This window comes from Acidovorax sp. 56 (assembly GCF_002749705.1).
GTDB lineage: Bacteria > Pseudomonadota > Gammaproteobacteria > Burkholderiales > Burkholderiaceae_C > Acidovorax.
Genome location: NZ_PEEV01000001.1, coordinates 2,377,745 through 2,397,803 on the forward strand (window position 1 = coordinate 2,377,745; position 20,059 = coordinate 2,397,803).

Here is a 20,059-nt window from a genome sequence, read left to right on the forward strand (position 1 = left end):
ACCTGCTGCCGGTAGCAGCCGACAGCGATTCACGTCATGCGAAGGACCCGGGAGCCGCTTCGCACAGGCCACATCAACGCACCATGCAGGGCATCTTGTGGTTGAACTTCCAGCCCGGGATCAGGTACTGCATGGCGATGGCATCGTCGCGCGCACCCAGGCCATGCTGCAGGTACAGCTGGTGGGCCTTTTCCACTTCGACCATGTCCAGCTCCACGCCCAGGCCCGGCTTCTGGGGCACTTGCACGTGGCCGCCCACGATCTGCAGTGGGTCCTTGGTCAGGCGTTGGCCGTCTTGCCAGATCCAGTGGGTGTCGATGGCCGTGACGCGGCCCGGCGCTGCGGCACCCACATGCGTGAACATGGCCAGCGAAATGTCGAAATGGTTGTTGGAGTGCGAACCCCAGGTCAGGCCCCAGTCGCGGCAAGTCTGCGCCACGCGCACAGAGCCCGCCATGGTCCAGAAATGCGGATCGGCCAGCGGGATGTCCACACTCTGCAGCGACAGCGCGTGGGTGAACTGGCGCCAGTCGGTGGCCACCATGTTGGTGGCCGTGGGCAGGCCGGTGGCTCGGCGAAACTCGGCCATCACTTCGCGGCCGCTGAAGCCGTCTTCGGCGCCGCAGGGGTCTTCGGCATAGGCCACCACGCCGCGCATTTTCTGGCCCAGGCGGATCGCGTCCTTGAGCAGCCAGCCGCCATTGGGGTCCAGCGTCACACGGGCATCGGGGAAGCGCTCGTGCAGCGCTGTCACGGCCTCCACCTCTTCGTCGCCGCGCAGCACGCCGCCCTTGAGCTTGAAGTCGTTGAAGCCATAGCGCTCGCGGGCCGCCTCGGCCAGGCGCACGATGGCCTGGGCGTTCATCGCCTTTTCGTGGCGCAGGCGGAACCAGTCGTTCTCCGCCCCTGGGTCCGTGGCGTAGGGCAAATCGGTCAGTGCGCGGTCGCCCACATAGAACAGGTACCCCAGCATTTCCACCGAGGTGCGCTGCTGCCCCTCGCCCAACAGGGCAGCCACCGGCACCTCCAGGTGCTGACCCAGCAAGTCCAGCAGGGCCGATTCCACCGCCGTCACGGCGTGGATGGTGGTGCGCAAGTCAAAGGTCTGCAAGCCACGGCCACCGGCATCGCGGTCGGCAAAGCTCTGCTGCACGCGCTGCAACACGCTTTGGTAGGAACCAATGGGCTGCCCCACCACCAGGGCGCGGGCGTCCTCCAGGGTTTGGCGAATCTTCTCGCCACCAGGCACCTCACCCACCCCGGTGTGGCCCGAGCTGTCCGTGAGAACCAGGATGTTGCGCGTGAAAAACGGGGCATGCGCACCGCTGAGGTTCAGCAGCATGCTGTCGCGGCCAGCCACAGGAATCACACGGAGTTCGGTAACAAGGGGGGTAGATGCGTTGGACATAGGTTCAGAGATGAAAAGAGCTTGGCTGGCGTGGGCGCGCACAAAGACGGCGCCGGTGCAAAAACGCAGCCGCGGCCCCAAGAGGCAGCGGCTGCGCAGGCATCAATCGGCCTTGATGTTGCGTGCGGCGATCAGGTTCTTCCAGCGCGCAAACTCTGCGGCCTGGAAGGCGGCGAATTGCTCGGGCGTGTTGCCCACGATTTCAAAGCCCAGCTCCAGCAGCTTGGGCTTGATCTGGGGGTCATTCAGCCCCGCAACAATGGCGGCGTTGAGCTTTGCCTTGATGTCTGCGGGCAGGCCACGGGGGGCCGCAATCGCTTGCCAAGAGTACACGTTGGCGTCTTTGATGCCCGCTTCTTCCAGCGTCTGCACGTTGGGCAGAAGAGGGGAGCGCTTGGCGCTGGTGATGGCCAGCGCCTTGAGCTTGCCCGCCTGGATCTGCGGCATGGCGGTGTTGATGTTCATGAAGGACGCATCCACTTGCGCACCCAACAGGTCAGTCATCACGGGGCCGCCGCCACGGTAGGGCACGTGGATGCCGCTGGTGTGGGTCTGCAGCCAGAACAGCTCGGCCGTGAGGTGGTCGCTGCTGCCGTTGCCCGAGGAGGCAAAGGTCATCTTGTTGGGGTTGGCTTTCTGAAAGGCAATCACATCGGCCAGGGACTTGTGGGCCGAGGATGCGGGCACCACCAGCACGTTGGGGGCCTGCACCGCCACGGTGAGGTAGTCAAAGTCCTTGAGGGCGTCGTAGGGCACCTTGGTCAGCAGGTGCGGCGCAATCACAAAAGGGCCCAACGAAGAAACCAGCAGCGTGTGCCCGTCCGCCGGGGCACGTGCCACGGCGCCTGCCCCAATCGTGCCTGTCGCGCCAGCCTTGTTGTCCACAATGAATGTGCCACCCAGCTTGTCTTGCAGCTTGGGAATCAGGGTGCGGGCGATCAGGTCGGTGGAGCCACCGGGTGGGAACGGCACGACCAGGGTGACAGGCTTGTCGGGCCAGGCAAACGCCGACCCCAGCGTGAGGGCTGCAGCCAGAGTGCAGAGCAGTTTCTTCATGGTTGTCTCCTACAGGTTTTGGAAAGAGGCGTGGGCCGCGCGCCCTTCACATCAACAGCATGCGGGCGCTGCGGTAGATGCGGCCCTGCATCCAGGCCCTGGGTGCTTGCCGACTCATGGCGCACCTTTTCTCAAAGCCCGAATTTGGTACCGCTACCAAATCTTCAATGCGCAAATGGTAGCGGTACCAAATTGGGTCGTCAACGAGGGTTTAATGAGGGTTTTCCCTGAAATCTGGGCCATCAATAGCGCGCGACGACACAAGCCGCAAACCTGCGAGCCCGCCTTGCAAATGGCCCCAAAAGGCACTCAGGTGGTATCGCGCTCCACGATGGAAAAGTCCACCTCGACCACCCGGCGATCCACCGACCGCCCTTCGGCGCAGTCGATCAGGTAGCGTGCCGCCAGATGACCAATGTGCGCGCCATTGATGTGCACCGTGCTCAAGGCGGGCAGCAGGTCGGCCACAAAAGGCACATCGCCAAAGCCCATGATGGCCAACTGACCGGGCACAGACAACTGGCGGGCGCGGGCTTCCGTGACCACACCCAGCGCCAGCAGGTCGGAGCTGCAGAACACGGCATCCACCTCAGGGCATTGCTGCAGCAGGCGCCCCAGGGCATCGCGGCCACTGCGCAGTGAACGCTGCGCACCCACACTGATGGTGGTGACCGGCGGCAGTCCCGCCTGCACCACGGCCTCTGAAAACGCGGCGGCACGGCGCCCTGCCCGCTCATCGTCGGCAGTCACCAGCGCGAAGCGCTTGCGCCCCCGCTCCATGAAGAAGCGCGCCACGGCCCGGCCAATGTCCAGATGCGAAAAACCCACCAGCATGTCGATGGGAGTGGGGGTGAGGTCCCAGGTCTCGACCACTGGAATGCCCGACGCCACCAACCGCGTGCGCCCCTTGCCCGCACCCATGATGCCGGTGAGAAAAATGCCATCGGGGCGGCGGCCGATGATGGCCTCCAGCAGCAACTCCTCCCGCGCGGCAGAGTACCCCGACTGGCCCAGCATGAGCTGGTAGCCCGCATCGAACAGGGTGCTGTTGAGCGACTCAATGGTTTCCATGAACACCGACATCACTGTGCTGGGCACCACGGCCGCAATCAGGCGGCTGCGGGCCGAGGCCAGCCCACCGGCCATGCGGTTGGGCACGTAACCCGTGCGCTGCACGGCTTCGAGCACGCGCTGGCGCACCTCTTCAGACACCTGGTCTGGCGTGTTGAGCACGCGCGATGCGGTGATGGGCGCCACCCCCGCCAGCTTGGCCACGTCACGCAGGGTGATGGCCCCGCTGCTGCGGCGGGAACGCTTGGGGTTGTCTTTTTCTGTCATTGGTGGTTTAAAATGGTACCGCTACCAAACCCGTGATGCAAGACCACAGGCTGCACGCGAAGCGACCGATCATAGGAGACATGGATGTCCGAAACCCCACTCTCAGAGACACTGAAGCCCCTGACCATCCGGATGCACGAGAGCGACAACGTTGCCATCGTGGCCAACGATGGCGGCCTGCCTGCCGGCACCACGCTGCCTGAAGGCCTGACCTTGCGTGACAAGGTGCCCCAAGGGCACAAGGTAGCGCTGGTGGACCTGCCCGCTGGCGGGGCCGTGCTGCGCTACGGCGTTCCCATTGGCTACGCCATCGATGCCATCGCCGCAGGCAGCTGGGTGCACGAGCGCCTGCTGAAAATGCCCGAGGCACGTGAGCTGGACGCCTTGCCCATGGCGACCACCCGGGGCGTCATGCAGCCCGCACTGGAGGGCTTCACCTTCGAGGGCTACCGCAACGCCGATGGATCGGTGGGAACGCGCAACATTCTGGCCATCACCCAGACCGTGCAGTGCGTGGCGGGCGTGACGGACTTTGCCGTGCAGCGCATCAAATCAGAACTGCTGCCCAAGTACCCGAATGTGGACGATGTGGTGGCACTGGAGCACGGCTACGGCTGCGGTGTGGCCATTGATGCGCCCGACGCTGTGATCCCGATCCGCACCCTGCGCAACATCAGCTCCAACCCCAACTTTGGCGGCGAGGTCATGGTGGTGAGCCTGGGCTGTGAAAAGCTGCAGCCCGAGCGCCTGCTGCCCCCAGGCTCGATTCCCTTGGTGGACGAGCGCAGCAACACCCCTGCCGCACTGGACGTGGTGTGTCTGCAGGACGAGGCCCATGTGGGCTTCATGTCGATGGTGGAATCCATCATGCGCCAGGCCGAAGCCCACCTGCGGCGCCTGAATGCCCGCCGCCGCGAAACCGTGCCTGCCAGCGAGTTGGTGGTGGGTGTGCAGTGCGGTGGCAGCGATGCGTTCTCGGGCGTCACGGCCAACCCGGCCGTGGGCTTTTGCACCGATCTGCTGGTGCGCGCCGGCGCCAGCGTGATGTTCTCTGAAACCACCGAGGTGCGCGACGGCATTGCCCAGCTCACCGCCCGTGCCACCACCCCCGAGGTAGCCCAGGCCATGGTGCGCGAGATGGCATGGTACGACGCCTACCTGCAGCGCGGCAGCGTGGACCGCAGTGCCAACACCACCCCAGGCAACAAAAAGGGCGGCCTGTCCAACATTGTGGAAAAGGCCATGGGCTCCATCGTCAAGTCCGGCTCGGCGCCCATCGCCAACGTGCTGGCCCCGGGCGAAAAGCTGCAAGCCAAGGGCCTGACCTATGCGGCCACACCGGCCAGTGACTTCATTTGCGGCACGCTGCAGCTGGCCGCAGGCATGAACCTGCACGTGTTCACCACCGGGCGCGGAACGCCTTACGGCCTGGCCGAGTGCCCCGTCATCAAAGTGGCCACCCGCAGTGACCTGGCGCGGCGCTGGCACGACCTGATGGACGTGAACGCGGGCACCATTGCCGAAGGCTCTGCCACCATCGAGCAGGTGGGCTGGGAGCTGTTCCACCTGATGCTGGACGTGGCCAGTGGCCGCAAGAAGACCTGGGCAGAGCAGTGGAAGTTGCACAACGCGCTGGTCTTGTTCAACCCGGCGCCAGTGACCTGACGCAACCCCCGCCGCCTATGCAGTGGCCAGGGGCCCAAACCGCCATTGCACGCTCAGGCGCAGCGCCTCCCCCTTGGCCAGCACCCGCAGGCCTGGCTGGCCGGGCAGGTGAAAGGCATCAATGGGCTGGGTGATGGGCTCAAAGCAAAACGCCGAGCCTTGCGGCGGCCGGTAAATCAGGCAGTAGTGCTGCGCAGCCCCACCGTCTTGTGCAAAGTCCGGCATGTGCGCCTGCAGCCGCACGCCCCACTCGGGCCAATCGATTTGCGCCGTGCCGCCCCAGCCGGTGTAGGCGTTGTCGATCAGATCGCCGTGGGCCGAGATGCCGGCATTCAAGTCCCAACCGGGCGGGAAGTCCGCCGTCTCGCGCACAGGAATGGGGTCATCTCCGCACAGCCAGACCGAGGCCACCGGGGCGCTGACGCGGGTGCGTGGGGTGCGCAAAAACCAGGGATGCAAACCCAGCCCATAGGGCATGGGCTCTGCACCCAGGTGGCGCACCAGCACCTGCTGGTCCAGCCCACCGGGCACCAAGCGGAAGGTCTGCACCGCCTCGTAGTCATAAGGGTTGCACTGAAAGCGGTCAGAGCGCAGCGACATCTCCAGCGTGTCGTCCGCCACCTGGCGCCCACCCCAGGGCTGCAGCCAGCCATCGCCATGGATGGGATACGGCTCGCCCGCCCGGTTGGGCTGCATCGGGTGGAACTGCCCCCCCTGCGCAAAACCACCGCCGCTGATGCGGTTGGACCAGGGGACCATGGCAAACGAGGCCATCTGGTACAGGTCCGCCGCAGCGCCATCCCAGGGGCGCCAGAGGTTCAACCGTCCCTCGGGGCTGGCGGCATGGTCCATTTGCCAGGCAGCGACGCTGCCGCCCAAGGTGGGCACCAGGCCCAGGTGCTGGTCGGCATGGTGCAGCCAGACGACGGGGTGGGAGGCTGGGTTGGACGCAAGGGTCACGGGGTTGTGTCTTTCGATCAAGGGAGGCTCAGAGCGGGTGCAGAGCAGGCAGGACTGCGCATGGCCTGCGCCTATCCGCCAAACAAATGCGCAGGTACGCCGGGGCTGCCCACATCCACGGCAAACAGGCCACCGGCCAAAGGCTGCGCGGCCAGTTGCTCTGGCGACAGGCCCGTGCGGGCGGTGGAGATGAACAGCGTCTGCAGGTCTGCGCCGCCAAAGGCGCAGTTGGTGACGTGGCTGGTGGGCAGGTGCACACGCCCCAGCTCTTGCGCCGTCTCCGGGTGGTGGCAGCTGACGCAGGCACCGCCCCAGTGCGCAATCCACACGCGGCCCTGGGCATCGGTGGTCATGCCATCGGGCACGCCATCGCCCTCGGCCAGGCGCAGCCACAGTTGCTTGTTCGACACGCTGCCGCGCTCGGCGTCAAAGTCGTAGCGGTACACGCAGCCCTGCACCGTGTCGTTGAAGTACAGGTGCCCGCCCTGCGCTGCACCGGCCCAGGTGGGGCCGTTGGTAACGACAAAGCCTTCGTCGTGCCGCGAGCACTGCCCGTCGGGGTCGTAGCGATACAGCGCCCCCGTGGGTTGCTGGCAGTCAAAGTCCATGGTGCCGCCCCAAAACCGTCCCTGGGCATCGCACTTGCCATCGTTGAATCGGTTGCCCGGTGGCTCGGTCGCAGGCTGGTGCGCATAGCGCGGCGCGGCGCCCGTGGCCGGGTCAAACCAGGCGAAGCCCCGGCGCAGGGTGACCAGCAAGCCAGGGGCATCGCGGCGCTCTGCCACGGCAGAGATCTCTTCGTCAAAAGACCACTGGGCACGCCCGCCATCGCCTGGGCGCCAGCGGTGCAACTGCCGCCCCAGGATGTCGACCCAATACAGGGCCTGCTCGCGCACCGACCACAGCACGCCCTCGCCCAAGGCCGCCCCTGCGGCGTGCACGCAGCGCACAGCGCCCACAGGGGGCATGGCCCACGCCGCGCCCGGTGTTTTCAAAAGGCCCACGTTTGTCTCCGTTGTGTTTTTTGAACCGTTTTAGGGGCCGCTCAGGGCGATGCCTCTTGACGGCGGGCATCTTATCAACGTCAATTGATACTTGAATACTTATTTTTATTCATTGATTGATATTTAAATTGATATGTCAAATTTTTCAAGCGCTTCTGCCCCTGCCCCATCCACCCCTGCCATGGCACGCTTTCCCAGCCTGAATGGCCGCAGCGTCTTCGTCACCGGCGGCGGCAGTGGCATTGGGGCGGCCATCGTGTCGGCCTTTGCAGAGCAAGGGGCCAAGGTGGCCTTCATCGACGTGGCCCAGGAGGCCAGTGAACGCCTGGTGCAGCAATTGGCCGATGCAGGCTTGCCCCGGCCGTGGTGGCGTGCCTGCGATGTCAAGGACATTGCAGCCCTGCAGGCCGCCATCCACGATGCAGCGGCGGCCCTGGGCGACTTCTCGGCCCTGGTGAACAACGTGGCCAGCGACGACCGGCACAGCCTGGAGTCCGTGACCCCCGATTACTACGACGAGCGCATCGCCATCAACGAGCGCCCCGCGTTCTTCGCCATCCAGGCGGCGGTGCCCGGCATGCGGCGGCTGGGGGCGGGCTCGATCATCAACCTGGGCTCCACCGGCTGGCAGGGCAAGGGCACAGGCTACCCGTGCTATGCCATCGCCAAGTCGTCGGTGAACGGGCTGACCCGGGGGCTGGCCAAGACGTTGGGGCAGGACCGCATTCGCATCAACACGGTGTCGCCGGGCTGGGTGATGACGGAGCGCCAGATCAAGCTCTGGCTGGATGCGGAGGGCGAGAAGGAGCTGGCGCGCAACCAGTGTCTGCCCGACAAGCTGCAGCCGCATGACATCGCCCGCATGGTGTTGTTTCTGGCATCGGACGATGCGGCCATGTGCACGGCGCAGGAGTTCAAGGTGGATGCTGGGTGGGTTTGATTTTTAGTCAAAATAGGCTCTAGCGCTTATCTACAAAGCGCTAGCAGCTATTAATTTGATAGCAACTGCATTGATCGTTTTCGACCGTTTGGGCTGAGCCCGTCGAAGCCGGGGCTTGCTCGCTGATCTTGCGGCGTGCCTGATTTGAGGGCGGGTGCCGGGATGTGCCCCCGGCGGGGCACCTTCTTTTCTTGCATCGCCAAGAAAAGAAGGCAAAAGAAGGCGACCCCACTGTCTGCGTCCCCAGCGCTACGCACTGGGGCAACCTGCGGTGCTCGCGTCCAGCGGGGTCTCGCTCAAACTCGCTTCGTTTCACTGCGCTCAAACAGTCGCGAGCCCTGATCCGCTGGCCGCTGCGCTCCTCGGCGCATACAGAGGGGATGGGGCAGCCGAACAACCAACATCCCTTCGGGCCATCGCTGCGCTCGGCCCCATCTCGCGGGCGCATGCGCCACGCGCTGGGTGCAGCGCTGGCTGGGTCGAGCGCAGCGACGACACGTGTGGCTGTTGGGATGTTCGGCTGTTTGGCTATCCACCCCCTGTGGCTGCGCCTGCGGCGGGGCGGTTGCGGGGTGGCATGGGCGTCGTAGCGCCCATGCTTCGTGAACTGACTCGCTGCGGCTGTCTGAGCGGAGCTGCTACGCAGCGCAGTGAGTTCCGCAGCGCACCCCGCAACCGCCACGACGCAGGTTTGCCCCTTCGCAAAGCGAAGGGGTCGCAGACTTGGGGTCGCCTTTTCTTTGCTTACTTTCTTTTGGCGAAGCAAAAGAAAGTGAGTCGCCCGCCGGGGCGACAACCCGGCCCCCACCCTGGGCAAAGGCATGCTGCCCGATCAACGCACACGCCCTGGCTTCGACAAGCTCAGCCCGAACGGACAGGGGTGCGACCGGGCAGAGAAAAGCCCAGACAATCACTACAAATTTAATAGCTGCTCGCGCTTATTCCACAAGCTCTAGCAGCACATTTCACTCCAAACCATCAATCCCCCAACTCCAACCGCCGACCATACTGCACCAGACTCGTCTGCTTGATCGCCTTCATCATCACCTTGGCCGCTGGCGACAACAACCGATCGGCCCGGGTAATGATGCCAAACGCATCCATGTGACACGGCATCGCCAACGGCAACACCGTCACGATGCCATGCGAGGCGTAGTACTGCGCCACATCCAGCGCCAGCACCGCCACCATGTCACTTTGCTGCAGCATGCGCGTGATGAACAGCAAGGCCGAGGTCTCCACCGTATTGGTCGGTGGGGCCAGGCCGTCTTGCTGGAACATCAGGTCAAACCGGTGGCGCAGCACACTGCCCGCAGGCGGCACGATCCAGCCGGCCGAGACCACATCGCGCAGCGTCAACCCCGTCATGCCCGACAGCGGATGCCCCGGCCGGGCCACCGCGCAGACCATCTCCTCGGTCAAAGGCTCGTAGCGCAGATTGCCCTTGTCGTGCTCGGCAAACAGCCGTCCCATCACGATGTCCAGCTTGCCCTGGTCCAGCCGCTCCAGCAGCACCGGGCTGGTTTCGATGTCCAGCGTGATGCGCAGGCTGGGGTGCTCCTGCTTGACCAAGGCAATCGCGGCGGGCAGCAGACTCAGCGCGGGCGAAGTGATGGCCCCCACCCCCACCTGCCCAAAATGGCCCGACTTGAGCGCCACCAGCTCATCGTGCGCCTGGTTCAGGTTGGCCAGTGCCATGCGCGCGTACCGGATCATGGTCTCGCCGTACCAGGTGGGGCGCATGCCGCGCGGCAAGCGCTCGAACAGCGGCACCTCCAGCACATCCTCCAGGTCCTTGAGCAGCTTGGAGGCCGCAGGCTGGGTCATGCTGAGCACCTGGGCGGCCCGGTGGATGTTGCCCTCCTCGGCCAAGGCCACCAGCAACAGCAGCTGCCGCGTTTTCAAGCGGGCACGGATGAACCAGTGGTTGTAGTTGCTCATGGGGTTTTCCAGAATGCAGAGAGTGATATCTATTTTGCCGAAAAAACGATTGGATTGATATCCAAACACAACCTAGACTTTGCCACTCATCCATAGCAAAGGTCTCCATGCGACTCGGCGATATGCAGCAAACCCCCAGAAACCTCATCAACGGTCGCTGGGAGATTGGCACCACCACGGGGGTCAGCACCAACCCCTCCGACACCCGTGAAGTGGTAGCCGAGTACGCACGCGCCGACCGCAACCAGACCGAGCAAGCCATCCGCGCCGCCGCAGACGCCTTTCCCTACTGGAGCCAAAGCGCCCCACAGCGGCGTGCCGATGTGCTGGACCAGGTGGGCAACGAGCTGCTGGCCCGCAAAGACGAGCTGGGCACGCTGCTGGCCCGCGAGGAAGGCAAAACACTGCCCGAGGCCGTAGCCGAGGTAGCCCGCGCCGGGCAGATTTTCAAGTTCTTTGCGGGCGAGGCGCTGCGCATTCAGGGCGAGCTGATGGCCTCGGTGCGCCAGGGCGTGCAGGTGGATGTGACCCGCGAGCCTGTCGGGGTGGTGGGCATCGTTGCGCCCTGGAACTTCCCCATGGCGATTCCGGCCTGGAAGATTGCGCCCGCCCTGGCCTACGGCAACACCGTGGTCTTCAAGCCTGCCGAGCTGGTGTCGGCCTGCGGCTGGGCGCTGGCAGAGATCATCCACCGCTGCGGGCTGCCTGCGGGCGTGTTCAACATGGTGATGGGCAGCGGCCGCGAAGTGGGCCAAACGCTGGTGGAGCACCCGCTGGTCAACGCGGTGAGCTTCACCGGATCGGTCGCTACGGGGGAGCGCATCCTGCGTTCGGCCACGCTGCGCCGCGCCAAGGTGCAGCTGGAGATGGGGGGCAAGAACCCGCTGGTGGTGCTGGCCGATGCTGACTTTGAGCAGGCCATTGATTGCGCACTGCAAGGCTCTTACTACTCCACCGGGCAGCGCTGCACCGCATCGAGCCGCCTGATTGTGGAAGCCCCCGTGCACGAAGCCTTTGTCGCGCGGCTGCGCCAGCGGCTCTCGACCCTCAAGGTCGGCCATGCGCTGGAGCGCGGCACCGAAATGGGCCCCGTGGTGGACAGCCACCAGCTGGCACACAACCAAAGCTACCTCGACATCGCCAGAAACGAAGGCGCCGAGCATGTGTGGGGCGGTGAGCTGCTGGAGCGCCCCACACCCGGGCACTACATGAGCCCAGCGCTGTTCCTGGCACAGCCAGAGCACCGCATTGCCCGCGAAGAGGTCTTCGGCCCCGTGGCCTGCGTGCTCAAGGCCGACGACTACGACCACGCGCTGGCGCTGGCCAACGACACCCCGTTTGGCTTGTGCGCAGGCATCTGCACCACCTCGCTCAAGCGCGCCATGCACTTCAAGCGCCATGCCGCTGTGGGCATGACCATGGTGAACCTGCCCACCGCAGGCGTGGACTTCCATGTGCCGTTTGGCGGCCGCAAGGAATCGAGCTACGGCCCCCGCGAACAAGGCCGCTACGCCGCCGAGTTCTACACCACCGTCAAGACCGGTTACATGCTGGCCTGAACCCACCACCTATTTACGGTGCGCAACAGCGCCGCCCCTGTCTGAAAGACGCGGCGCCACGCAACGCACCTGCAGCGTTCCCCCTCACCCAAACCATAGCAACAACAGACAGGAGACAACACACCATGACCATCAATCGCCGCACCTTCGGGTCCGTCATCGCCTGCGCCTCGGCCGCCGGGCTGCTGGCTCCCACCGCCTGGGCCCAAAAGCCCCTGGTGCTCGGGTTCAGCCAGGTCGGGGCCGAAAGCGAATGGCGCACAGCCAACACCGAGTCCATCAAGTCTGCCGCCAAAGAGGCGGGCATTGAACTCAAGTTCTCGGACGCGCAGCAAAAGCAGGAAAACCAGATCAAGGCCATCCGCGCCTTCATTGCCCAGAAGGTGGACGTGATCGCTTTCTCGCCCGTCGTCGAATCGGGCTGGGAGCCCGTGCTGCGCGAGGCCAAGGCCGCCAAGATCCCCGTGGTGCTGACCGACCGCGCCGTGAACACCAAGGACACCTCGCTGTACGTCACCTTCATGGGCTCGGACTTTGTGGAAGAAGGCCGCAAGGCTGGCCGCTGGCTGGTCGAGAAGATGAAGGACCAAAAGGGCGAAGTCAACATCGTCGAGCTGCAGGGCACCGTGGGCTCCGCCCCGGCCATCGACCGCAAGAAGGGCTTTGAAGAAATCATCAAGGCCGACCCCAAGTTCAAGGTCGTGCGCTCGCAAACCGGCGACTTCACCCGCGCCAAGGGCAAGGAGGTGATGGAAGCCTTCCTCAAGGCCGAGGGCAAGAAGATCAACGTGCTGTACGCGCACAACGACGACATGGCCATTGGCGCCATCCAGGCCATCGAAGAAGCGGGCATGAAGCCCGCCAAGGACATCACCATCATCTCCATCGATGCCGTCAAGGGCGCCTTTGAAGCCATGATGGCTGGCAAGCTGAACGTGTCGGTGGAATGCAGCCCCCTGCTGGGCCCACAGCTGATGAGCGCCGTCAAAGACATCAAGGCCGGCAAGCCCGTGCCCAAGCGCATCGTGACCGAAGAAGGCATCTTCCCGATGGAAATCGCGGCACAAGAGTTCCCTAAGCGGAAGTATTGATTCCCCCTGAGCCGCCTGCGGCGTCTTCCCCCTGAGGGGGACGCCACCAGCGCGGCGGGGCGGCCCTTGCGCGGTGGCACTCGCCTGGGGCAGCGACAGTTTCATAAGGTCCGGCGTACCCGAGCCTCAGCCCATCAAAACAACACTAGGAGACAGAATCAAATGAAGCGAGCAATTTTCAAGGCCGTCTTGGCCACCGTCGCACTGGCCGCCGTGGGCGCCACATCGCTGGCATCGGCCCAGGACAAGGGCAGCATCGGCATCTCGATGCCCACCAAGTCGTCTGCGCGCTGGATCGCCGATGGCGACAACATGGTCAAGGTGCTCAAGGAGCGCGGCTACAAGACCGATCTGCAATACGCCGAAGACGACATTCCGAACCAGCTGGCCCAGATCGAGAACATGATCACCAAGGGCGCCAAGGTGCTGGTGATTGCGTCGATTGACGGCACCACGCTGTCGCGCGTGCTGCAAAGCGCCGCCGACAAGGGCGTGAAGGTCATCGCGTACGACCGCCTCATCAAGGGATCGAAGAACGTGGACTACTACGCCACGTTCGACAACTTCCAGGTGGGCGTGCTGCAAGCCACATCATTGGTGGACAAGCTCGGCCTCAAGCAAGGCAAGGGCCCGTTCAACATCGAGCTGTTTGGCGGCTCGCCCGACGACAACAACGCCTTCTTCTTCTATGACGGCGCCATGAGCGTGCTGCAGCCCTACCTGGACAGCGGCAAGCTGGTGGTGCGCAGCAAGCAGCTGGGCATGAACAAGGTGGGCACGCTGCGCTGGGACGGCGCCGTGGCGCAAGCGCGCATGGACAACCTGCTCTCAGCCTACTACGGCAAGGACAAGGTGCACGCCGTGCTGTCGCCCTATGACGGCATCTCCATCGGCATCCTGTCGTCCCTCAAGGGCGTGGGCTACTGCACCGCCCAGCAGCCTTGCCCCGTGGTCAGCGGGCAAGACGCTGAGGTGCCTTCCATCAAGTCCATTCTCAAGGGCGAGCAGTACTCCACCGTGTTCAAGGACACCCGCGAGCTGGCCAAGGTGGCGGCCAACATGGTGGACGCGGTGCTGACGGGCAAGCAGCCCGAGATCAACGACACCAAGACCTACAACAACGGCGTGAAGGTGGTGCCCTCATACCTGCTCAAGCCCGTGGCGGTGGATGCCTCCAACTGGAATGGCGTGCTGATCGGCAGCGGCTACTACACCGAAGCGCAGGTCAAGTAAGCCTGCACCCCGAGGGGTGGGGCCACGCACCACGGGTGCCCGGTCCCATCCCGCCCTATCGATCACCGGCTGTAAGCCTCCGTGCACGAGCCATCCAGATCAGACACCACCATGTTGCTAGAGATGCGGGATATCCGCAAAACCTTCCCTGGCGTCGTTGCCCTGAACAAGGTCAACCTGCGGGTACGCGCCGGAGAAATCCACGCCATCGTGGGCGAGAACGGCGCGGGCAAATCCACGCTGATGAAAGTCCTCTCGGGCGTTTACCCCCACGGCAGCTACAGCGGCGCCATCGTGTTTGAGGGGGAAGAGCGCAAGTTCCAGGGCATTCGCGACAGCGAACACCTGGGCGTGGCCATCATCCACCAGGAGCTGGCCCTGGTGCCCCTCTTGTCCATCACCGAAAACGTCTTTCTGGGCAACGAGCCCGCCAAGCGGGGCGTGATCGACTGGATGGCCGCACACCAGATGACGCAGGCCCTGCTGCACAAGGTCGGTCTCAAAGAGTCGCCCGACACCCTCATCACCCACCTGGGCGTGGGCAAGCAGCAGTTGGTCGAGATTGCCAAGGCCTTGTCGCGCAAGGTCAAGCTGCTGATCCTGGACGAGCCCACGGCCAGCCTGAACGAAACCGACAGCCACGCCCTGCTGGAGTTGCTGCTGGAGCTCAAAAGCCAGGGCATCACCTGCATCCTCATTTCGCACAAGCTCAATGAAATCTCCCACGTGGCCGACTCCATCACAGTGCTGCGCGATGGCAGCACCGTCGAGATGCTGGACTGCCACGCGCAGGCGGTGAGCGAGGACCGCGTCATCCAGGCCATGGTGGGCCGCGAGATGGCCGACCGCTACCCGCAGCGCCAACCCCACATCGGCGAGGTGGCCTTTGAGGTGCGCAACTGGCGCGCCTACCACCCCCAGCGCAACGAGCAGCCCTTCATCAAAGGCATTGACCTGCAGGTGCGGCGCGGCGAGATCGTCGGCATTGCCGGGCTGATGGGCTCGGGCCGCACCGAGCTGGCCATGAGCCTGTTTGGCCGCTCATGGGGTCGCCGCATCAGCGGCGAGGTGCTGCGCAATGGCCAGCCCATCGATGTCAGCACCGTGGAAAAGGCCATACACAACGGCCTGGCCTATGTGACCGAAGACCGCAAGGGCAACGGCTTGGTGCTGAACGAAGACATCCAGTTCAACGTCTCGCTGGCCCACCTGCAAGGGGTGGCCACAGCGGGCGTGATCGACCACGGCAAAGAGCACCAGGTGGCGCAGGACTACCGCCACAAGCTGCGCCTGCGCTGCTCGGGCGTGGACCAAAAGACGCTCAACCTCTCGGGCGGCAACCAGCAAAAGGTGGTGTTGGCCAAATGGCTGTTCACCAACCCCGAGGTGCTGATCCTGGACGAGCCCACCCGCGGCATCGACGTGGGCGCCAAGTACGAGATCTACACCCTCATCGCCCAGATGGCGGCCGAGGGCAAATGCGTGATCGTGATCTCGTCAGAGATGCCCGAGCTGCTGGGCATCTCCGACCGCATCTACGTGATGAACGAAGGCCGCTTGGTGGCCGAGATGCCCACGACTGAGGCGTCGCAAGAAAAAATCATGCGAGCGATTGTCAATGCCCCAGCCGATGCGCCTCGCACCCATGCCCACGCAGCGGACAGTAACCAGCAACGCAACGTATAAAAAATATGAGCCAGACAACTACCACGGCCTCGGCCACGCCCGCTTCGGGTGGAACCACCCTCTCAACGCGGTCACTGCTTGACCACGCCAAACACAACCTGCGCGAATACGGCATGTTGATCACGCTGGTCGCGATCATGGGGTTCTTCCAGTACATGACCGACGGCACGCTGATGCAGCCGCTCAACCTCACCAACCTGATCCTGCAAAACAGCTACATCGTCATCATGGCGCTGGGCATGCTGCTGGTGATCGTGGCGGGGCACATCGATCTGTCGGTGGGCTCGGTGTGCGGTTTCATTGGTGCACTGGCAGCAGTGTTGATGGTGCAGTACCAGTGGCACTTTGTGCCCGCCACCCTGGTGTGCCTGGTGTGCGGTGGCCTCATTGGCGCGGTGCAAGGCTGGTTTGTGGCCTTCTCGCGCATTCCCTCGTTCATCGTCACGCTGGCAGGCATGCTGGTGTTCAAGGGCCTGGCGCTGGCGTTGCTGGCAGGGCAGTCGGTGGGCCCCTTTCCTGAGTCGTTTCAGATGCTCAGCTCGGGCTTCATTCCCGACTTTGCCAACGGCGAAGGTCTGCGCATCACATCCATGGTGCTGGGCTTGGCAGTGGCTGTGGCCCTCACGGTATCGGCGGTGCGCGAGCGTGCCAACCGCCTCAAGCACGGCGTGCACACCGAGCCTGCGGCTTTCTTCGCGATCAAGACGGCGGTGTTTGCCTTGCTGCTGATTGCCTTCAGCTACCTGCTCGCCTCGTACAAGGGCCTGCCCAACGTGCTGGTCGTCATGGCGCTGCTGATCGTGTTTTTTGAATTTGTCACCAGCCGCACCACCATTGGCCGGCGCATCTACGCCATGGGCGGCAATGAAAAAGCCGCCAAGCTCTCCGGTATCAAGACCGAACGCCTGTCGTTCTATGCCTTCATCAACATGGGCGTGCTGGCCGCCCTGGCAGGCCTGGTGTTTGCCGCGCGGCTGAACACCGCCACGCCCAAGGCAGGCCTGGGCTTTGAGCTGGACGTGATTGCCGCTTGCTTCATTGGCGGGGCCTCTGCCTCAGGCGGCGTGGGCAAGGTGATGGGCGCGGTGATTGGCGCCTTTGTGATGGGCGTGATGAACAACGGCATGTCCATCCTGGGCATTGGCATTGACTACCAGCAGGTCATCAAAGGCGTGGTGCTGCTGGCCGCCGTTCTGGTCGACGTTTACAACAAAAACAAAGCATGAAGAATGAAGCACCCCCTGAGTCGCTTCGCGCCTTCCCCCTCTCTCGACTCGCTACGCGACTCGGGAGGGGAACGCCCCCAGTGCGGCGGGGCGGCCCTTGCACGGGGGCGCTCGCTTGGCCGCGCCAGTTTGGCAGGCCATGCGGACGACCACGGATGTCTGTAACCCCATGAACAGCCCATCCCCAACTCCCGTGCTGCAGCTCTCGGGCATCCACAAGCAGTTTGCGGGCATCCCCGTGCTGCGCGATGTGCAGCTCAACCTGTACCCGGGCGAGATCCACGCGCTGATGGGACAGAACGGTGCGGGCAAGTCCACGCTGATCAAAGTGCTGACGGGCGTGCTGGAAGCCAGCGGCGGGCAGATGCGACTGGGGGAAGAAGCCGTTTGGCCGAACTCGCCCCTGGCGGCGCAACGCCTGGGCATCAGCACGGTGTACCAGGAGGTCAACCTCTGCCCCAACCTCTCGGTGGCCGAGAACATCTTTGCGGGCCGCTACCCCCGCTGCGGCTGGGCGCAGGGCTTTCGCATCGATTGGAGCGCAGTACACCAGCGCGCCCAGGCACTGGTGCAGCGCGTGGGGCTGGACATCGACGTCACGCGCCTGCTGTCGGACTACCCCGTGGCCGTGCAGCAGCTGGTGGCGATTGCGCGGGCCATCAGCATCGAATCGCGCGTGCTGATTCTGGACGAACCCACCTCCAGCCTGGACGACGACGAGGTGCAAAAGCTCTTTCAGGTGCTGCGCAAGCTGCGCGGCGAGGGGCTGGCCATCGTGTTCGTGAGCCACTTTCTGAACCAGGTGTATGCCATCTCTGACCGCATCACCGTGCTGCGCAACGGCAGCTGGGTGGGCGAATGGCTGGCCAGCGATTTGCCCGCGCCAGCCCTGATTGCCGCCATGCTGGGGCGAGAGCTGGCCGCACAAAGCGCCCATGCCCCCGCGCCCAATGCGGTGGACGCCGCCACGCCCGCACTGGTGCAAACCGAGGGCCTGGGCAAGGCGGGGCAGCTCAAGCCACTGGACTTACAGATCCGGGCGGGTGAAGTGGTGGGGCTGGCGGGGCTGCTGGGCTCGGGCCGCACCGAGCTGGCACGGCTGCTGTTTGGCATGGAAGCCCCGGACCGGGGTGTGCTGCGGGTGGACGGCAAAGCCATCACCTTCGCAAGCCCCATGGACGCCATTGCCAGCGGCCTGGCGCTGTGCCCTGAAGAGCGCAAGACCGACGGCATCGTGGCCGAGCTGTCGGTGCGCGAGAACATTGCGCTGGCGCTGCAGGCCCGCCTGGGGCTTTCACGCTTTTTGTCGCGCGCCGAGCAAGCCGAGATGGCACAGCGCTACGTGCAACTGCTGGGCATCAAAGCCGCCAGCGTGGACACGCCTATTGGCCTCTTGTCGGGCGGCAACCAGCAAAAGGCCATTTTGGCGCGCTGGCTGGCCACAGAGCCCCGCCTGCTGATCCTGGACGAGCCCACACGCGGCATCGACGTAGCCGCCAAGCAGGAAATCATGGAGCAGATCCTGCGTCTGGCACAGGCGGGCATGGCGGTGCTGTTCATCTCCTCCGAAATGAGCGAAGTGGTGCGCGTGGCACACCGCATCGTGGTGCTGCGCGAACGCGAAAAGGTGGGTGAGTTGCCTGCGGGCAGCAGCGAAGACGATGTGTATGAATTGATTGCCGCAGAACAACATGCTTGACATAGAGAACCCCCCCAGAGCCGCTTCGCGGCCTCCCCCCGCTCTCGCATCGCTAAGCGATGCGGGCAGGGGGACGCAGCCCTCACACGGAGCGGAAGCGACATTGGGATGTCGCGGCGGCCCTTGCTCGGCTGCCCTCGCCCAGGCCGCGCCAGTGTCTTGCGCAGCGCCATGGATGACCTCTATGTCTGAACGTAGCACCATCTTCCCTGTGACCGCCCTGCTGCGCCACCGGCTGGCCTGGCCGCTCATCACCCTGCTGTTGCTGCTGGGCGTGAACACTGCCTTCAACAGCAGCTTCCTGCACATTGAGTGGCGCGATGGTCACCTGTACGGCAGCCTGATCGACATCCTCAACCGCGCAGCCCCACTGGTGCTGGTGTCGCTGGGCATGACGATGGTGATTGCCACGCGCGGCATCGATATCTCGGTCGGTGCGGTGGTGGCCATTGCCGCAGCGGTGGCGGCGTGGATGGTTGGCGGTGCGGTGTCGGGCACCGAGAGCCGGTTTCCGCTGCCCGTGGCCATTGCCGGGGCCATGGGCGTTGCGCTGCTGTGCGGCTTGTGGAATGGCGCGCTGGTGGCCAAGGTGGGCATGCAGCCCATCATTGCCACGCTGATCCTGATGGTGGCGGGCCGGGGCATTGCCCAGCTCATCACCGATGGGCAGATCATCACCATCTACTACACGCCGTTTTTCTTTCTCGGGGGCGGCTACCTGCTGGGGCTTCCGTTCTCGCTGTTTGTGGTGGCCGCCGTGTTTGCCGTGCTCTACCTGGCCGTCACCCGCACGGCGCTGGGGCTGTTTGTGCAGGCTGTGGGCATCAACCCTGCGGCGGCCCGGGTGGCCGGGGTGCAGGCCCGGCGCCTGGTGGTGGCGGCCTATGCGTTTTGCGGGGTCTGCGCGGGCATGGCCGGGCTGCTGATCTGCTCCAACGTCAAAAGCGCTGATGGCAACAACGCAGGCCAGCTGCTGGAGCTGGACGCCATTTTGGCGGTGACGCTCGGGGGTACGGCCTTGACAGGCGGGCGCTTCAGCCTGGTGGGCAGTGTGGTGGGCGCGCTCATCATCCAGTCGCTCACGTATGCCATTTACTCCCTGGGCGTGCCGCCAGAGATCAACCTGGTCGTCAAAGCCATCGTGGTGTTCCTGGTGATGCTGCTGCAATCCCCCGAGTTTCGGGCGAGCGTGGGTGCCATGGCTCGCCGCCCCGCAGTGACAGGAGTGTCGGCATGAGCAGCCTGCCCCAACC

General features: G+C 64.5%; 15 protein-coding genes. 9 read left to right on the plus strand and 6 right to left on the minus strand.

Annotated features, from left to right (window positions below):
• Nucleotides 1-73: 73 nt before the first annotated feature.
• The 3 genes from gudD to CLU88_RS10565 form a co-directional block, all read right to left on the minus strand.
• Entirely contained in the window at nt 74-1,408 is a 1,335-nt protein-coding gene (gene gudD, locus CLU88_RS10555; protein ID WP_099658790.1) for a glucarate dehydratase, read from the minus strand.
• Between the two features lie 102 nt (nt 1,409-1,510).
• Nucleotides 1,511-2,464, minus strand: coding sequence for a tripartite tricarboxylate transporter substrate binding protein (locus CLU88_RS10560; protein ID WP_099656552.1), 954 nt, complete (start codon nt 2,462-2,464; stop codon nt 1,511-1,513).
• 309 nt (nt 2,465-2,773) lie between these two features.
• On the minus strand, nt 2,774-3,802 hold the full coding sequence (locus CLU88_RS10565) for a LacI family DNA-binding transcriptional regulator (protein WP_099656553.1): 1,029 nt from the start codon (nt 3,800-3,802) through the stop codon (nt 2,774-2,776).
• Between the two features lie 84 nt (nt 3,803-3,886).
• Between CLU88_RS10565 and garD the strand changes: the two genes are divergently transcribed.
• Complete coding sequence (gene garD, locus CLU88_RS10570) at nt 3,887-5,467, plus strand: galactarate dehydratase (protein WP_099656554.1); 1,581 nt, start codon at nt 3,887-3,889, stop codon at nt 5,465-5,467.
• A gap of 15 nt (nt 5,468-5,482) precedes the next feature.
• Here the strand turns inward: garD and CLU88_RS10575 are convergent, their stop codons facing one another.
• Together CLU88_RS10575 and CLU88_RS10580 are read right to left on the minus strand one after the other, a co-directional pair.
• Nucleotides 5,483-6,427, minus strand: coding sequence for an aldose 1-epimerase (locus CLU88_RS10575; RefSeq protein ID WP_099656555.1), 945 nt, complete (start codon nt 6,425-6,427; stop codon nt 5,483-5,485).
• 71 nt (nt 6,428-6,498) lie between these two features.
• The gene (locus CLU88_RS10580; protein ID WP_099656556.1) at nt 6,499-7,395 is read right to left on the minus strand and encodes an SMP-30/gluconolactonase/LRE family protein; all 897 of its coding nucleotides are present in this window, start codon (nt 7,393-7,395) and stop codon (nt 6,499-6,501) included.
• A gap of 217 nt (nt 7,396-7,612) precedes the next feature.
• Between CLU88_RS10580 and CLU88_RS10585 the strand changes: the two genes are divergently transcribed.
• The gene (locus tag CLU88_RS10585; protein ID WP_369827628.1) at nt 7,613-8,371 is read left to right on the plus strand and encodes an SDR family NAD(P)-dependent oxidoreductase; all 759 of its coding nucleotides are present in this window, start codon (nt 7,613-7,615) and stop codon (nt 8,369-8,371) included.
• 978 nt (nt 8,372-9,349) lie between these two features.
• Here the strand turns inward: CLU88_RS10585 and CLU88_RS10590 are convergent.
• A complete protein-coding gene (locus tag CLU88_RS10590) occupies nt 9,350-10,312 on the minus strand; it encodes a LysR family transcriptional regulator (RefSeq protein ID WP_099656558.1) in 963 nt (320 codons plus the stop codon).
• Between the two features lie 107 nt (nt 10,313-10,419).
• Between CLU88_RS10590 and CLU88_RS10595 the strand changes: the two genes are divergently transcribed.
• The 7 genes from CLU88_RS10595 to CLU88_RS10625 all read left to right on the plus strand — a co-directional run bounded on the left by CLU88_RS10595 (nt 10,420) and on the right by CLU88_RS10625 (nt 20,043).
• On the plus strand, nt 10,420-11,871 hold the full coding sequence (locus tag CLU88_RS10595) for an aldehyde dehydrogenase family protein (RefSeq protein ID WP_099656559.1): 1,452 nt from the start codon (nt 10,420-10,422) through the stop codon (nt 11,869-11,871).
• 125 nt (nt 11,872-11,996) lie between these two features.
• Nucleotides 11,997-12,962: an ABC transporter substrate-binding protein gene (locus CLU88_RS10600; RefSeq protein ID WP_099656560.1), complete on the plus strand. Its 966-nt coding sequence runs from the start codon at nt 11,997-11,999 to the stop codon at nt 12,960-12,962.
• 162 nt (nt 12,963-13,124) lie between these two features.
• Nucleotides 13,125-14,195 (plus strand): multiple monosaccharide ABC transporter substrate-binding protein, encoded by a 1,071-nt coding sequence (gene chvE, locus CLU88_RS10605; protein WP_099656561.1) that lies wholly within the window; start codon nt 13,125-13,127, stop codon nt 14,193-14,195.
• A 111-nt stretch (nt 14,196-14,306) separates the two neighbouring features.
• Entirely contained in the window at nt 14,307-15,881 is a 1,575-nt protein-coding gene (gene mmsA, locus CLU88_RS10610) for a multiple monosaccharide ABC transporter ATP-binding protein (protein WP_099656562.1), read from the plus strand.
• Between the two features lie 5 nt (nt 15,882-15,886).
• Nucleotides 15,887-17,107, plus strand: a complete 1,221-nt coding sequence (gene mmsB, locus CLU88_RS10615) for a multiple monosaccharide ABC transporter permease (protein WP_099656563.1) — start codon at nt 15,887-15,889, stop codon at nt 17,105-17,107.
• Nucleotides 17,108-17,276: 169 nt separating this feature from the next.
• Nucleotides 17,277-18,806 (plus strand): sugar ABC transporter ATP-binding protein, encoded by a 1,530-nt coding sequence (locus tag CLU88_RS10620; RefSeq protein WP_099656564.1) that lies wholly within the window; start codon nt 17,277-17,279, stop codon nt 18,804-18,806.
• Nucleotides 18,807-18,990: 184 nt separating this feature from the next.
• Entirely contained in the window at nt 18,991-20,043 is a 1,053-nt protein-coding gene (locus CLU88_RS10625; protein ID WP_099656565.1) for an ABC transporter permease, read from the plus strand.
• Nucleotides 20,044-20,059 lie beyond the last annotated feature (16 nt).